The 14759-nt window shown below is 71.5% G+C and carries 13 protein-coding genes; all 13 read left to right on the forward strand.

The features are described 5' to 3' along the window. The first annotated feature begins 9 nt into the window (after positions 1-9). The 13 genes from ACQP0P_RS16450 to ACQP0P_RS16510 all read left to right on the forward strand — a co-directional run bounded on the left by ACQP0P_RS16450 (position 10) and on the right by ACQP0P_RS16510 (position 14723). A complete protein-coding gene (locus ACQP0P_RS16450; protein WP_433377215.1) occupies positions 10-1581 on the forward strand; it encodes a UDP-N-acetylmuramoyl-tripeptide--D-alanyl-D-alanine ligase in 1572 nt (523 codons plus the stop codon). Next, positions 1578-2636: a phospho-N-acetylmuramoyl-pentapeptide-transferase gene (mraY, locus tag ACQP0P_RS16455; protein ID WP_433377218.1), complete on the forward strand. Its 1059-nt coding sequence runs from the start codon at positions 1578-1580 to the stop codon at positions 2634-2636. Before ACQP0P_RS16450 ends, mraY begins: the two co-directional genes overlap by 4 nt. Continuing rightward, positions 2618-4039: a UDP-N-acetylmuramoyl-L-alanine--D-glutamate ligase gene (murD, locus tag ACQP0P_RS16460; protein ID WP_433377221.1), complete on the forward strand. Its 1422-nt coding sequence runs from the start codon at positions 2618-2620 to the stop codon at positions 4037-4039. Before mraY ends, murD begins: the two co-directional genes overlap by 19 nt. Beyond that, positions 4036-5316, forward strand: a complete 1281-nt coding sequence (ftsW, locus tag ACQP0P_RS16465; protein WP_433377224.1) for a putative lipid II flippase FtsW — start codon at positions 4036-4038, stop codon at positions 5314-5316. The genes murD and ftsW overlap by 4 nt, the downstream gene beginning before the upstream one ends. A 14-nt stretch (positions 5317-5330) precedes the next feature. Continuing rightward, a complete protein-coding gene (gene murG / locus ACQP0P_RS16470) occupies positions 5331-6419 on the forward strand; it encodes an undecaprenyldiphospho-muramoylpentapeptide beta-N-acetylglucosaminyltransferase (RefSeq protein WP_433377227.1) in 1089 nt (362 codons plus the stop codon). Between the two features lie 116 nt (positions 6420-6535). Beyond that, positions 6536-7942 carry a UDP-N-acetylmuramate--L-alanine ligase gene (murC, locus tag ACQP0P_RS16475; protein WP_433377230.1) on the forward strand — a complete coding sequence of 469 codons (1407 nt, stop codon included), beginning with the start codon at positions 6536-6538 and terminating at the stop codon, positions 7940-7942. A gap of 34 nt (positions 7943-7976) precedes the next feature. Then, positions 7977-8651, forward strand: a complete 675-nt coding sequence (locus tag ACQP0P_RS16480) for a cell division protein FtsQ/DivIB (protein WP_433377233.1) — start codon at positions 7977-7979, stop codon at positions 8649-8651. A 225-nt stretch (positions 8652-8876) separates the two neighbouring features. Next, complete coding sequence (ftsZ, locus tag ACQP0P_RS16485) at positions 8877-10241, forward strand: cell division protein FtsZ (RefSeq protein ID WP_433377236.1); 1365 nt, start codon at positions 8877-8879, stop codon at positions 10239-10241. A 91-nt stretch (positions 10242-10332) separates the two neighbouring features. Beyond that, positions 10333-11037 carry a YggS family pyridoxal phosphate-dependent enzyme gene (locus ACQP0P_RS16490; RefSeq protein ID WP_433377239.1) on the forward strand — a complete coding sequence of 235 codons (705 nt, stop codon included), beginning with the start codon at positions 10333-10335 and terminating at the stop codon, positions 11035-11037. A 119-nt stretch (positions 11038-11156) separates the two neighbouring features. Beyond that, positions 11157-11660 carry a cell division protein SepF gene (locus ACQP0P_RS16495; protein WP_350924541.1) on the forward strand — a complete coding sequence of 168 codons (504 nt, stop codon included), beginning with the start codon at positions 11157-11159 and terminating at the stop codon, positions 11658-11660. Positions 11661-11742: 82 nt separating this feature from the next. Beyond that, positions 11743-12030, forward strand: coding sequence for a YggT family protein (locus ACQP0P_RS16500; protein WP_433377242.1), 288 nt, complete (start codon positions 11743-11745; stop codon positions 12028-12030). 49 nt (positions 12031-12079) lie between these two features. Continuing rightward, on the forward strand, positions 12080-12937 hold the full coding sequence (locus ACQP0P_RS16505; protein WP_433377245.1) for a DivIVA domain-containing protein: 858 nt from the start codon (positions 12080-12082) through the stop codon (positions 12935-12937). Positions 12938-12980: 43 nt separating this feature from the next. Continuing rightward, on the forward strand, positions 12981-14723 hold the full coding sequence (locus ACQP0P_RS16510) for a hypothetical protein (RefSeq protein ID WP_433377248.1): 1743 nt from the start codon (positions 12981-12983) through the stop codon (positions 14721-14723). Positions 14724-14759 lie beyond the last annotated feature (36 nt).

Genomic DNA, 14759 nt, shown 5'->3' on the forward strand with positions numbered 1-14759 from the left:
AGACGCATCATGATCCCGTTGCCGCTGGCCAGAATCGCCGAGATCACCTCGGGGGCCCTCGCGGGCATGGCCGACCCACGCGCGGTGGTGCGCGGCCCGGTCGTCATCGACTCCCGCGCCGTCGAACCGGGGTCGCTGTTCGTCGCGATCAAGGGTGACCGGGTCGACGGGCACGACTTCGCCGCCCAGGCCATCGAGGCCGGGGCGGTCGCCGTGCTGGCCTCCCGGCCCGTCGACGTCCCCGCCGTCGTCGTCGGCGACACCGTGACGGCCATGACCGGCCTGGCCACCGCCGTCTGCGCCGAACTGCCGGCGACCACGGTCATCGGCATCACCGGTTCGGCGGGCAAGACCACCACCAAGGACCTGCTGGCCAGGCTCACCGCCAGGATCGGTCCAACGGTCGCCCCCGTCGAATCGTTCAACAACGAGATCGGCCACCCGCTGACCGTGCTGAAGGCCGACGAGGACACCCGCTACCTGGTGCTCGAGCTCAGTGCGCGCGAAGTCGGGCACATCGCCCACCTGACCCGTATCGCCCCGCCGAGGATCGGCGTGGTCCTCAACGTCGGCACCGCCCACCTGGGCGTCTTCGGGGGCAAGGAGGAGATCGCCAGGGCCAAGGGCGAACTGGTCGAGGCGCTGCCCGCCGACGGCGTGGCCGTGCTCAACATCGACGACCCGCTGGTGGCCGCCATGGCCGGACGCACCGGTGCCCGCGTCACCTGGTACGGCCGGGCCTCCGGCGCCGACGTACGGGCCGAGAACGTGACCGTCGACGACCGGGGGCGCGCCTCCTTCACGCTGCGCACCCCGTCCGGCGCCGCCCCGGTCGGCCTCCGCCTGTACGGCGAGCACGCGGTGGAGAACGCGCTGGCGGCCGCGGCGGCCGCCTACGAGCTCGGCCTGCCGGTCGCCACCATCGCCGAGGAGCTGTCGGAGGCCGAGCCCCGCAGCCGCTGGCGGATGGAGGTCACCGACCGCGAGGACGGGGTGACCGTGATCAACGACGCCTACAACGCCAACCCCGACTCCATGCGCGCCGCCTTCGGCGCCCTGGACGCGCTCGCGGGCGATCGCCGCCGCTTCGCGGTCATCGCCGCCCTGCGCGAACTGGGCGAGGACGGTCCAGCGCTCAACGAGGAGCTGGGCCGGCTGGCCGGGGGCGCGGGTCTCGCCGGCCTGTTCGTCGTCGGCCCCGACGCCGGCCCGATCCTGGCCGGGGCGGAGGCCGCCGTACGGGAGGCCGCCGGCCGCGTACCGGTGGCCGGCGCCCCCGCCGCGTATGCCGGACCGGCCTCGCACGCGGAGGCCTCGCGCGCCGCGGGCGGCCCGCCGGGCGCGGGAGAGCCACCGGGCACCGGCTCGGCGGCCCGCCTCTCGCCCCTCGCCGCCTTCGGTGACGCCCCGGCGGCCGGGGTCCAGGGCGCCACCCGGGTCTCGCACGCCGCCGACGCGGCACAGGCGGGCGCGGAGCTGTCGGCGCTGCTGGCCCCCGGTGACGTCGTGCTCGTCAAGGGACCGCGCGCCGCGGCTCTCGAGCGCGTGGCCGCGGCGCTGCTCGGGGGTGATCGCCGATGAGGGAGATCCTCGTCGCGGCGGCGGTCAGCCTGCTGCTGTCCATGCTGGGCACGCCACTGGCGATCCGGCTGTTCTCCCGGCGTGGCTACGGGCAGAGCATCAGGGAGGAGGGACCCTCCGGCCACCACGACAAACGCGGCACCCCCACCATGGGCGGCACCGTGATCGTGATCGCCGCGCTGGTCGGCTTCGCCTGTGCCCACCTCTACAGCTTCACGCCGCCCACGATCTCCGCGGTCCTGGTGCTGTTCCTGATGACGGGCCTGGGCGCGGTCGGCTTCCTGGACGACTTCATCAAGATCTACAAGCAGCGCAGCCTGGGCCTGCGCAGCGGTGCCAAGGCGCTGGGTCAGCTCATCGTCGGCGCGGTCTTCGCGGTCCTGGTGACCCGCTTCCCCAACGCATACCTGATCACCCCGGCCGAGACGCGCCTGTCGTTCCTGAGGGACTTCGGCCCCTCCATCGGGCTCATCGGGTTCATCATCTGGGTGCTGATCATGATCGTGGGCTTCTCCAACGCGGTGAACCTCACCGACGGTCTGGACGGCCTGGCCAGCGGTGCCACCGGCGTGGTGCTGGCCTCGTACGTGCTGATCGGCAACTGGCAGCTGCGTAACAGCTGCACCACCCAGCTCGGGCCCAACTGCTACTGGGTCCGCGACCCGCTGGACCTGGCCGTGGTCGCCGCGGCGGTGCTCGGCGCGCTGGTCGGCTTCCTGTGGTGGAACGCCCCGCCCGCGAAGATCTTCATGGGTGACACCGGCTCGCTGGCCCTGGGCGGCGTGCTCGCCGGGTTGGCCATCACCACCAGGACCCAGCTCCTGCTGATCATCCTCGCCGGGATGTGCGTGCTCATCACCATGTCGGTGATCATCCAGGTCGGCTCCTTCAAGATGACCGGTAAACGGGTCTTCAGGATGGCCCCGCTCCAGCACCACTTCGAGCTGAAGGGCTGGGCCGAGACGACCATCGTGGTCCGCTTCTGGCTGATCGCCGCCCTGTGCGCGGCCGCCGGGCTGGGGATCTTCTACGTGGAATGGATGCCCAGGCTGTGAGTGGGAAAGGCCGTGTGATCTGCGTCGCCGGGCTGGGGGTCTCGGGCACGGCCGTGGCCCGCACGATGGCCGCGAGGGGCGAGAAGGTGGTCGTCCTGGAGGGCAGGGACGGCGAGCGGGCCAGGGCGCTCGCGGGCGAGCTCGCCGAGCTCGGTGTCGAGGTTCGCTTCGGTGAGCCCGTGGAGCCCCCGGCGGGCACCTCGCTGATCGTCACCACGGGCTGGCCGCCGTACCACCCGCTGCTCGCCGCCGCCGCGGCGGCGGGGATCGAGGTGATCGGCGAGGTCGAGCTGGCCTGGCGGCTCCGCTCGGGCGAAGCCGCTCCCTGGCTGGCGCTGACCGGCACCAACGGCAAGACCACCGTGGTCCGGATGCTCACCTCGATGCTCCTGGCCGCCGGGCACCGGGCGCTCGCCGTCGGCAACGTCGGCACCCCGGTGGTGGAGGCGGTCGCCGGAGCCGGCGACGTGCTGGCGGTGGAGCTGTCCAGCTTCCAGCTGCACCGCTCGCCCAGCATCGTCCCGTACGCGGCCGCGGTGCTCAACGTGGCGCCGGACCACCTCGACTGGCACGGCTCCATGGAGGAGTACGCCCGGGCCAAGGGGGAGATCTTCGCCAGGGCCGGGATCGTCGTGTACAACGCCGATGACGAGTGGGCGACCCGTCTCGCCGCGCCGTACGAGGGCACGGCGGTACGCAGCGTGGGCTTCACCCTCGGCGTGCCCGCACCGGGCCGGCTCGGCGTGGTCGAGGACCTGCTGGTGGACCGGGCGTTCGTGGCCGATCCCACGGGTAACGCGGAGGAACTCGCCTCGTTCGACGACGTCCGCCCGTTCGCGCCGCACAACGTGGCCAACGCGCTCGCCGCCGCGGCGCTGGCCAGAGCCTACGGGGTGAGCGCCGCCGCGGTGCGCGAGGGCCTGCTGGACTTCGTGCCCGACCCCCACCGGATCGCGCACGTGGCCAGGGTCGCCGAGGTCGACTACGTGGACGACTCCAAGGCCACCAACCCGCACGCCGCCGCCGCCTCACTGGCCGCCTACCCGTCGGTCGTCTGGGTGGCGGGCGGGCTGCTCAAGGGCGCGGACGTCGGCGAGCTGGTACGCCGCGCCGCGCCCCGCCTGCGCGGCGCGGTCCTGCTGGGCGCCGACCGCGAACGAATTCGCGAGGCTCTGGCGCGACACGCCGGGAATGTTCCGGTGGTGGAGGTGGCCGGGCAAGACACTGGGGTCATGGACCGTGTCGTCACCGAAGCCGCCAGGCTCGCCGCCCCCGGAGACACCGTGCTGCTGGCCCCGGCCGGCGCCTCCTGGGACATGTTCTCCGGTTATCCCGCACGAGGGGAGGCGTTCGCCCGAGCCGTGCACCGTCTCGCCGCAGGGCACGACGGGGGACGGGCGTGAGCGCGACGGCGCAGGAGAGCGCCCCCCGGGGTCAGGACGGCTTCCGCGAGCACCTGCTCGCCTTCCGTGAGCTGCTCAACCGGCCGTTGACCTCGTACTACCTGATCCTGGGGTGCAGCGCCCTGCTGCTCGTCCTCGGCCTGATGATGGTGCTGTCGGCATCCAGCATCGAGGCACTGCAGGAGAAGGGGGATCCCTTCTACTGGTTCTTCAAGCAGTCGATCTCGGCCGGGATCGCCCTCCCGCTGATGTGGATCTGCGCCCAGCTGCCGCCCCGGTTCTTCAGGCTCGCCGGCTACCCGCTGATGGCGCTGTCGATCCTCGGGCTGGTGCTGGTGCTGTTCGTCGGCACCTCCCAGCTCGGTGCCCAGCGCTGGATCGATCTCGGCCCCATCTACCTGCAGCCGTCCGAGCCCGCCAAGCTCGGGCTGACGATCTGGGGGGCCGACCTGCTGGCCCGCAGGGCGCGCAACGGCCTGATCGAGTGGCGCAGCCTGTTCATCCCGCTGATGCCGGGCACCGCGATCCTGGCCGTCATGGTCATGCTGGGGCGCGACCTCGGCACCACGCTGGTGCTGATGATGATCTTCCTGTCGCTGCTCTGGGTGGTGGGCGCGCCGCTGAGGCTGTTCGGCGGGATCCTCGCGGTGGCGGTGCTCGCGACCATCGTCATGATCAGCACCGAGGGCTACCGTTCGGCACGGATCGCGGGATGGCTCGACCCGTGGGGCAACGCCCAGGGTTCCGGCTTCCAGGCCGTGCAGGGGCAGATCGCGATGGGCAGCGGCGGCTGGTTCGGGCTGGGCCTGGGGTCCAGCAGGCAGAAGTGGAGCTGGATCCCGCACGCGGAGAGCGACTTCATCTTCTCCATCCTCGGTGAGGAGCTCGGACTGATGGGCACGCTCGTGGTGGTGGCCCTGTTCGGGCTGCTGGGCTACGCGGGGCTGCGGGTGGCGACCCGGGTCAAGGACCCGTTCGTCCGGCTCGCCTCCGCCGCCGCGGTCGCCTGGATCGCCGGCCAGGCGATCGTCAACATCGGCGCCGTCATCGGCGTGCTGCCCATCACCGGTATCCCGTTGCCGCTGGTCTCCTACGGTGGGTCGGCCCTGTTGCCCACCCTGGCCGCCCTCGGCATGCTCCTGTCGTTCGCCAAGCACGAACCCGGCGCCCGCGAGGCTCTCGCGGCCCATGGCCCCGGACCGGTGGCGCGGGGCCTAAGCTGGCTTGGCCTGGGTGGTCCGGCCAGGAAACGACGGCCGGGCCGTGGAAGACGATAAGCGAAAGGACCGACATGAGGGTGGTCCTCGCCGGCGGCGGGACGGCCGGTCATATCGAACCGGCGCTGGCTCTGGCCGACGCGCTGCGCCAACTCGACCCCAACATCGGGATCACCTGCCTCGGCACCGAGCGAGGTCTGGAGACCAGGCTGGTTCCGGCCAGGGGGTATGAACTGCAACTGGTGCCCGCGGTGCCGCTGCCCCGGACACTGACGCCCCAGCTGCTGAGCGTGCCGGGCCGTCTGGCGGGTGCCATCAACACGGCCGCCGCCATCATGGACCGGGTCCAGGCCGACGTCCTGGTCGGCTTCGGCGGCTATGTGGCGACTCCCGCCTACCTGGCGGCGCGGCGGCGCGGCGTGCCGATCGTGGTCCACGAGGCCAACCCGCGCCCCGGCCTGGCCAACCGGCTGGGCGCGCGCCTCACCGACCACGTGTTCACCGGTCACCCGGACACGCCGCTGAACCACGCCGAGTACGTCGGCATCCCGCTGCGCCGTGAGATCGTCAACCTCGACCGGCTGTCCATGGGCGACAAGGCCAGGTCCTGGTTCGGCCTGGAGGCCGACCTGCCCACGCTGCTGGTCACCGGCGGCTCCCAGGGGGCCCGCTCGCTCAACCAGGCGGCCCTGGCCGCCGCCCCCGCGCTGCGCCGGGCCGGAGTGCAGGTGCTGCACGTCATCGGCCCGAAGAACACGCTGGAGGAGGAACCGCCGCCAGGCGACCCGCAGTACGTCGTGCTGCAGTACGTCGACCGGATGGACCTGGCCTACGCCGCCGCCGACTTCGCCCTGTGCCGCAGCGGCGCGATGACCTGCGCCGAGCTGACGGCGGTGGGCCTGCCGGCCGCGTACATCCCGCTGCCGCACGGCAACGGCGAGCAGCGGCTCAACGCCACGCCGATCGTGCAGGGCGGCGGCGGTCTGATGATCGACGACGCCGAGCTGTCAGCGGAGTGGATCATTCAGAACGTGCTGCCCATCCTGTCCGACCCCGAACGTGTGGTCACCATGTCCGAGGCGGCATCCAGGATGGGCAGGAAGGACGCCGACGTGACGCTGGCGCGCAGGGTGCTGCAGATCGCGGTGCGAGGGAGAGGCTGAATGGGCGCGGAGCGGATTCGACGCGGTGAGCGTGGGGCTGCCCGCGCTCGCCTCCGGCGAGAGGGCCGGGCGGGACGAGGCCGTCCACGCGGCGAACGAGGAGGGGTGAGCGGCCGATGAGCCTGGTCAAGCTGGTGGATCCGGTTGCGGCCGGAGACCTGGGGCGGGTCCACTTCATCGGGATCGGCGGTTCTGGGATGTCCGGAATCGCGCGCATCCTGCTTAAACGGGGCGTGCAGGTCTCCGGCAGTGACGCGCGGGGGTCGGACATGGCGACCGAGCTGCGGGAGCTGGGGGCCAGGGTTCACATCGGCCACGCCGCCTCGCACATCAAGCAGGTCGACACCGTCGTGGTCTCCACCGCGATCCGCGACTCCAACCCCGAGCTGGGCGAGGCGCTCCGCCAGGGCCTGCGGGTCATCCCCAGGGCCGCCGCGCTGGCCTCCGTCATGGCGGGCAGGACCGGCGTCGCGCTGGCCGGCACCCACGGCAAGACCACCACGACCTCGATGCTCACCGTGGCGCTGCAGAAGTGCGGCGCCGACCCCTCGTACTGCGTGGGCGGGCAGCTGGTGACGACGGGGCTGGGCGCCGACGAGGGCTCGGGCGGGGTGTTCGTCGCCGAGGCCGACGAGAGCGACGGCTCCTTCCTCATGCTGGCCCCCGACATCGCCGTGGTGACCAACGTCGAGCCGGACCATCTGGACAACTACGGTGACCCGCGTGCGGTTCACGATAGCTTCGCCCGGTTCGTGGAGCGGGTGGCCGGCACCATGGTCGTCTGCGCCGACGATCCCGGCTCCGCCGCGCTGGTCCCGATCGCCCGCGCCCGCGGCCTGAAGGTGATCACGTACGGTGAGGCGGAGGACGCCGACCTGCGGGTGGGCGGGATCTCTCCCGAGGGGCTGGGCATCACCTTCACGGTCCACGGGCACGGGGAGGTCAGGCTCGCGGTCCCGGGCCGTCACAACGCGCTCAACGCGGCCGCGGTCATCGCGGTGGCGGAGGAGCTGGGTGTCTCCTTTGGTGAGATCCGTGATGGTCTGGCGGCCTTCACCGGCGCCAAGCGGCGTTTCGAGGCCAAGGGTGAGGCGGGCGGGGTGGCGGTCTTCGACAGCTACGCCCACCACCCGACCGAGCTGGCCGCCGACCTGCGCGCGGCGCGGGACGTGGTGGCGTCCTTCTCCGGAGACGGCAGGGTCATCGCGGTCTTCCAGCCGCACCTGTACTCGCGCACCAGGTTTTTCGCCGACGAGTTCGGCATCGCGCTCGGGCTGGCCGACGAGGCCATCGTCCTGGACGTCTACGGCGCCCGCGAGGATCCCGAGCCTGGCGTGTCGGGGGCGCTGGTGGCGGGCAAGGTGCCGCTGCCCGCGGAGCGGGTGGCCTACGCCCCCCAGCGGGACGGCGTGCCCGCTCTGGTCGCGAGCCTGGCCAGGCCGGGGGACATCGTCCTGACCATGGGCGCGGGCGACGTGACCGAGCTGGGTCCCAGGATCGTGGCGGAGCTGGCCGCGCGGTGACCCATGCCAGCGGGCGCGGGTCGCCGGAGGGGGAGTGGTATTGAACGGCGTGTGGCGGTCGGCCTTCCTGGCCCTGCTCACCGCGGGAGTGGTGGGCATCGCCGCGTGGCTGGTGTTCTTCTCCCCGGTGCTCGGGGTGCGGGAGATCCAGGTGGTGGGCAACGCGGGCCTGTCCACCGAGGAGATCCGGCGGGCGGCGCAGGTGGCCGGCGGCAAGCCCCTGGCCACGGTCGACCTGGCCGAGGTGGAGGACCGGATCGGCCAGATCACCCAGATCGAGTCGGTGACGGTCAGCCGCGCCTGGCCGGGGACCCTGCGGGTGAAGGTCGTGGAGCGCAGGCCGGTGGCGGTGGTGCCGGTCGGCGACAGGTCGGCGCTGATGGACCGGCACGGGATGGTCACCGAGGTCAAGGACGTCGCGCCCCCGACGCTGCCGGTGCTGCGGGTGGACCGGCCGGGGCCGGGCGACCCGGCGACCGCGGCGGCGCTCACGGTCATCGCCGCGCTGCCGGAGAATCTGGCCCGCCGGGTCGCGGAGGTGCTCGCACCGTCGGCTGAGACGGTCTCGCTGCGGCTGAAGGACGGCCGCGCGATCGTGTGGGGCGGCGGCGACCGTCCCGCGGACAAGGCCCGGATCCTTGTTACGCTGCTCAGACGTCCGGCCGACACCTATGACGTCAGTTCGCCTGACGTCGTGACGGTTAAGTGATCTCATCGGATGGCGGACGTTCCCGGAAAGGGACGGCCCGCGACACGCTGGACGTGCTTGCGGCGCGGTTAGTTGACCCGCCAGGAGCGTAACTCCTACTGTCCGTATCACTCCTCAGGTTGACATAAAGCTAAATCTCAACTTGAGGGTGAGGGTTTTGGAAACGACGGCACGGGCCCCGTGCCGCATGAAATTGCAAGTCAACGAGCGGAAAGGCCCCTCGTCGTGGCAGCACCGCAGAACTACCTCGCGGTCATCAAGGTTGTAGGAATCGGCGGAGGCGGAGTCAACGCCGTCAACCGGATGATCGAGGAGGGACTCAAGGGCGTCGAGTTCATCGCCATCAATACCGACGCCCAGGCGCTGCTGATGAGTGACGCCGACGTCAAGCTCGACGTCGGGCGCGAGCTCACTCGCGGCCTCGGCGCGGGAGCCAACCCCGAAGTCGGGCGCAAGGCGGCCGAGGACCACCGTGAGGAGATCGAAGAAGTCCTCAAGGGCGCCGACATGGTTTTCGTCACGGCCGGTGAGGGCGGTGGCACGGGCACCGGAGGCGCCCCGGTGGTGGCCAACATCGCCCGCACCCTGGGCGCGCTGACCATCGGTGTCGTGACCCGGCCCTTCAGCTTCGAGGGGCGGCGCAGGGCGATGCAGGCCGACGCCGGCATCGAGACCCTCCGAGAGGAGGTCGACACCCTCATCGTGATCCCGAACGACCGGCTGCTGTCGATCTCCGACCGGCAGGTGAGCGTGCTGGACGCCTTCAAGGCGGCGGACCAGGTGCTGCTCTCCGGTGTCCAGGGCATCACCGACCTGATCACCACGCCCGGACTGATCAACCTCGACTTCGCCGACGTGAAGTCGGTCATGTCCGGTGCCGGCTCGGCCCTGATGGGCATCGGCCACGCGCGCGGCGACGACCGTTCGGTCGCGGCGGCCGAGATGGCCGTGTCCAGCCCGCTGCTGGAGGCCAGCATCGACGGCGCGCACGGCGTGCTGCTCTCGATCGCCGGCGGCTCCGACCTCGGCCTGTTCGAGATCAACGAGGCGGCCCAGCTCGTCTCCACCGCCGCGGCGCCGGACGCCAACATCATCTTCGGTACGGTCATCGACGACGCCCTCGGCGACGAGGTGCGCGTCACCGTGATCGCGGCAGGCTTCGACGAGCCCGCTCCCGAGCCCAAGCAACTCCCGCAGCCGGCCTCCCGCCCGCAGCCCGCCTCGCGTCCCGCCCCGCCGCCCTCGGCGGCCACCGCGGTCCGCCCGCTGGCGCCCACGGTCAAGGCGGAGCCCCGCCCTGAGCCCCGTCCGGAGCCCAGGGTGGAGCACCTGCCGCCCTCGCCGGTGCGGCAGGTCGTCACCCCGCCGGCGGAGCCGGCGCCCCCGCCCCAGCAGATCCACCCGGGGGAGCACTCCGAGCCGCACCGCGTGGAGGAGCCGCACTCCCCTCCGCTGTCGATCCCGCGCCCGGCCCCCGAGCCCTCGCAGCCGACGCCGATCTCCGCGAGGGTCGCCGACCCCGCCCGGCGGCGACCGGTGATCTTCGAGGAGCAGGAAGAGGAGCTGGACGTCCCCGACTTCCTGAAGTGACATCGCTCACGGTGGGGGTGGGTGCAGAGCCACCCGGCCGTGCCGGGAAGAATGGGCTCCGCCGGTTTGCCAGTGTCCGAGCGGCGGAGATGTGACGGAAACAACACGACGAGATGAGATCGCGGCCGGGCTGGCCCGGGTCGAGGCGGAGATCGCCGAAGCCTGCCGGGCCGCCGGCCGCAGTCGCGAGGAGCTGACGCTCATCGCGGTGAGCAAGACCTACCCCGCCTCCGACGTGCGGTTGCTGGCCGGGCTCGGGGTCGGTGACGTCGGGGAGAACCGCGACCAGGAGGCCTCGGTCAAGGCGCGAGAATGCGCCGACCTCGGCCTGCGGTGGCACTTCGTCGGCCAGTTGCAGACCAACAAGGTCCGCTCGGTGGTCGGCTACGCGGACGTCGTCCACTCGGTCGACCGCCCGCGCCTGGTCACCGCCCTCAGCAGGGAGGCGCTCGGGGTGGGGCGCCGGATCACCTGCCTGGTACAGGTCGCGCTCGACGGTGACCCCGCCAGGGGCGGCGTGGTACCACAGCAGGCCGAGGCGCTGGCGGACGCCGTCGCCGGAGCGCCGGGGCTTGAACTGGGCGGGGTGATGGCGGTCGCGCCGCTGGGGGAGGAGCCGGGCAGGGCGTTCGCGAGGCTGAGGGAGATCGCGCGGTCCGTCCAGGACGCCCACCCGGGCGCCGACGTCATCTCGGCGGGGATGAGCGGGGATATGTCCCAGGCCATTGCCAACGGTGCGACACACCTGCGTGTTGGTACGGCGTTGCTCGGTCGCAGGAAGCCCTTCGTCAGGTAATGTCCCTTCAAGTGGACCTTGGCGTCCGCGTATTCGGACAGCGGTCGAACGGTGGTGAGCTCAGGGCGGTCGGGCTGGCCCCTCGGGCACATCGAAGTAAGACGGAGGAAGAAGTAGCGATGGCCGGCGCGATGCGCAAGATGGCGGTCTACCTCGGTCTTGTTGAGGACGACCGCTACGAGAGATACGACAGCTATCCCGACGACGAGTACGAGGAGTTCGACGACACGCGCCGGGAGGGCGACGAGCGTCCTGGCACGGTCCACGACCTCTCGGACGACACCGACCCAGGCGTGCCCGCTCCGAGGCCCGCGACGGCTGTCCTGGAGCGCCGCACAACCGATCTGGCGCGCATCACCACCCTTCATCCCCGCACGTACAACGAGGCGCGGACCATTGGTGAGCACTTCCGTGACGGCACTCCCGTCATCATGAACCTGACCGAGATGGTTGACAGTGACGCAAAGCGACTCGTTGATTTCGCGGCAGGTCTCGTCTTTGGCCTACATGGCAGCATTGAACGTGTTACCAACAAGGTGTTCCTGTTGTCCCCAGCCAATGTCGAGGTGACCGCCGAGGACAAGGCCCGAATCGCGGAACGCGGATTCTTCAACCAGAGCTAGAGTTCCACTATGAACAGTGACCGGCCCGACGGGTCCCGATGGGACGAAGGACGGCAGAGCGGAGTGGAGGCGACGACGGACCGTGGGGATCGTTAGCGGGATCTTGGTCTTCGTCCTGTCCATCTACCTCGTGCTGCTGATCGGCAGAATGATCTTTGAGACGGTGCAGGCGTTCGCACGTCAGTGGCGCCCCACAGGTATCGTCCTGGTGCTGGCGGAAGCCGTGTACACGGTGACCGACCCACCTCTCAAGTTCCTCCGCCGTTTCTTTCCACCACTCCGGTTGGGTACGGTGGCCTTTGACCTAAGCTTCACAGTGCTGTTCATTGTGGTCTGGGTCTTGATCCAACTCGTGTCCGCGCTTCGTTGATCGGGTACCGTCCCCCCGGACAGACTCCAAGCGCGCCAAGGAGACCGAAATGCCGCTGACTCCCGCCGATGTGCGGAACAAGCAATTCAGTACGACCCGCCTTCGGCCGGGTTACGACGAGGAAGAGGTAGATGCCTTCCTCGATGAGGTCGAGTCCGAGTTGGACCGTCTCATTCAGGAGAACGAGGAGCTCCGCGCCAAGCTGGCGGAGTGCCTGCGGGGCAAGGTCCCCGGCGGGATGGGCATGGCCATGGCGCCCGCCCCCATCGCCGAGCCCAAGCCCGAGATGATGATGCAGCAGCCGGAGCCGATGCGCGCTCCCGAGCCGGTGCAGCATCAGCAGCCCGTTCCCGTCGGAATGGGAATGCCTCCGGCCGAGGACAACATGGACACCGCGGCCCGCGTGCTCGCCCTCGCGCAGCAGACCGCGGACCAGGCCATCGCCGACGCCCGCCGGGAGGCGGACGAGACGGTGACCCGGGCCCGCCGCGAGGCCGACGACATTCTCGGCAAGGCACGTCGCCAGGCCGAGCAGGTCATCGGTGACGCACGTGCCCGAGCCGAGACGCTGGAGCGCGACGCGCAGGAGCGGCACCGCCAGGCCATGGGCTCGCTGGTGCAGACCCGTGACGAGCTCGAGCGCAAGGTCGAGGAGCTCCGCAGCTTCGAGCGCGAGTACCGTAGCCGCCTGAAACTGTATCTGGAGAACCAGCTGGCCGAGCTCAACGTGGCCGCCGAGGGCAGCGGCGGGTTCCCGATCGTGAGCGGGCCTCCGACCATGTCCCACGCGGTGGCCCCGGGTGGTCAGCCGACGCTCCAGGGCGCGCCCAACCCGTTCGGCGGCGACCCGTCACAGCATTCGGGCGCCTTCCAGGGCGTTGACGGTCCTCACAACGACCGCCGCTAAGGTGTCGGGTCACCCCCTTTGACCCGCATCCGGGAGTCTTTCTGTGATCCTTATCAGCGCCGGTTTGGTACTCACGGCCATCGTCCTGCTCATCGTGGGGATCGTGTTGGCCAAACCGTTTCTGGTCATGTGGTCGATCGCGGTCAGTGTGCTGTCCGCCGTCTTCCTGGTGATCGGGGCGCTGTTGCGGCGCCACGAGCTGTTCCCCGGCGGGCAGGCCGGGGCCGCTCAGCCCCTTCCCGAGAAGGGACCGATGCCGGCCGGGACCGTCCCCGCGCCGCACGGTGTGCCGAACCAGCCTCCCCTGCCACCGCACATGATGGCGCAGCACGGGATGCGGCAGCAGATGCCTGTGGCCCCGACCCAGCCGCGACGAGGCCCGGTGGCCGGGCCGGCCACCGCCACCGCCACGAGGCGGGGCGCCCTGGACGCCGAGGCGATCGTGCTGGTCATCCCCGGCCGCAAGCGCTATCACGTCGCGGGGTGCCGCCAGTTGGCCGGCAGGGACCATGAGGAACTCACCCACGAGGAGGCTCGTGAGGAGGGCTTCACGCCCTGTACCACCTGCCTGCCGGAACCCGCCGCCGGAAGCAGGCCGCACCAGACCCCGCCCGGGGTACGGGAGCCCGCCGAGCCCCTGAGCGCCTCCCAGGAGTCCGGTCCCGCAGGCAGCGCCGGCGAGCCCGGCCCGCACGAGGCCACCGCCAGATTCACCGCCCCGTACCGTCCCACGCGACCCGCGACCCCCGCCGGAGGGCAGCAGGCCCCCGGAGCACGGCCCGAGTCCCCGCCAAGGCCGGAGAACCCCGCCGCCAGGCGAGAGAGCGCCGTGTCCCGGCAGGAGCCCCCGCGTTCCCCGCAGGAGCCCGTCGTCCCGGTCACCCGGCCCTACATTCAGCCCTCCGAGCCGCAGGTACGGCCCCAGGAGCCGGTGAGCCCCCCGCTCCGCGCGGCGGAGTCCCCGACCCCCTCGGTGCCGATCCGGCTGCCGAAGGTCCCCGAGATCCCGCACGCCGAATCCGAGGCCACCAGCTGGTTCAGCCGCGACATGGTCGTCCAGGTCTCCAATCCGGCGACCCCGGCGACCCCGGCCAGTCCCGAGCCCGAGGCGGCGGAGTCCGGACCGGCCATGGGCGGTGCCTCCGCGAGCCGGGGTGAGGCGCCTGAGAGCGCCAAACAGGAAACCAGCGAGGCCGAGCGCCCCGGGGCCGCCGTGCCCGAGCCAGCCGTGTCCGAGGGGGCCGTGTCCGGAGCAGCCAAGGCCGAAGCCGGGCCTGCGGCGTCCGGGACCCGCCCAGGGGCCGAGATCGCCGGGCGAGACTCCGCCCCGTCGGAGCCGTCGCCCTCGGGCAAGCCCGGAGCCGCCGACTCAGGCTCCGAGAAGGCCGTGGAGCCGGAGAGGTCCGAGGGGCCGGGCACCCGAGAGGCATCGGATTCCGGGCGCCAGGCCACCGCCGACGGCACGACACCTGAGCCGGTGGAGCCGGCCGAGACCGCACCCGGGCGCGCCGGGCAGGTAGCGGCCGGCTCCACCTCGGCGGAGCCCGCGGCCGGTCCCTCCTCCGAGGACCGTGACGCCGGCGGCGACCCCGGGGCCGGGGAGCAAAAGACGGGCGACGGGACCGTCATGGTCATCATCGGCACCCGTCGTTTTCATGACCCCGCCTGCCCCCTGATCAAAGGCGCCGGCGACAGCGGCACCGAGGTCGTCTCCCTGGTCGAGGCCGAGGGAGCCGGCCTGATCAACTGCTCGATCTGCCTGAACGACCACCGGGGCCAGAGCTGACACCTGGCGTGACCACCGCCCGCCTCGCTCACCGTT

The organism is Streptosporangium sp. CA-115845 (assembly GCF_050943795.1).
Lineage (GTDB): Bacteria > Actinomycetota > Actinomycetes > Streptosporangiales > Streptosporangiaceae > Streptosporangium.